This window comes from Gluconobacter sp. P1D12_c (assembly GCF_018812105.1).
GTDB lineage: Bacteria > Pseudomonadota > Alphaproteobacteria > Acetobacterales > Acetobacteraceae > Gluconobacter > Gluconobacter oxydans_A.
This window is the reverse complement of record NZ_JACSIQ010000204.1, coordinates 1-578: the sequence shown is the minus strand read 5'-3', so window position 1 is coordinate 578 and position 578 is coordinate 1. Positions and strand designations below refer to the sequence as shown.

Here is a 578-nt window from a genome sequence, read left to right as displayed (position 1 = left end):
CTTCCGAGTGATCCTTCACTCTACGAATGGTTTGTCGGTCAGCCAAATGTGCCATTACCGACAAAAAAAGAAGCTTTCTGAATATATCTGAAGAAGGGGTTTCCTTCTTCAGCTTACGACAATTTGCTTGCAAATTGTGTAGTAAGTCCACCTTTTGAAAAAAGGGGGCTGAAACACCATGTCAAAATTCGCCATTCTTCGGGTTCAGAAACTCAAATCGCCCAAGTCCGTCAGGGCGTCCATGAAGCACGCCTACCGAGAGCAGGATACGCCAAACGCTGACGCCACGAGAACGCCAGACAATGACCTGATCGGGCCGCAGAACGTCAAACAGGGCATGATCGCGTTCGAGAAGGCGCTACCTGAGAAGATCCGCAAGAACGCCGTCCAGTGCATCGAATACCTGGTCACGTCCTCACCTGGCGCGTTCGAGAACCGGAACGCTGACCAGGAGGCGTATTTGGGGTCACGACACGAAAGTGTATTTTACGTACGCTTAGGGTGAACACCTACAGAACCGCCAGCATTGGGGTTCAAGCGACAAGCAGGGATGCAGGCACCCGAAGCGGACGTAACGC

Annotated in this window: 1 protein-coding gene; it reads left to right on the top strand. The window is 52.1% G+C overall.

Annotated elements, in window-relative coordinates; translation table 11 throughout:
- Positions 1-178: 178 nt before the first annotated feature.
- Entirely contained in the window at positions 179-505 is a 327-nt protein-coding gene (locus tag KP705_RS16340; RefSeq protein ID WP_252348427.1) for a plasmid recombination protein, read from the top strand.
- The last annotated feature ends 73 nt before the right edge of the window (positions 506-578 follow it).

Coding starts and splice junctions, on each gene's coding strand:
- KP705_RS16340 (WP_252348427.1), top strand. CDS start 179: ATGTCAAAATTCGCCATTCTTCGGGTTCAGAAACTCAAATCGCCCAAG.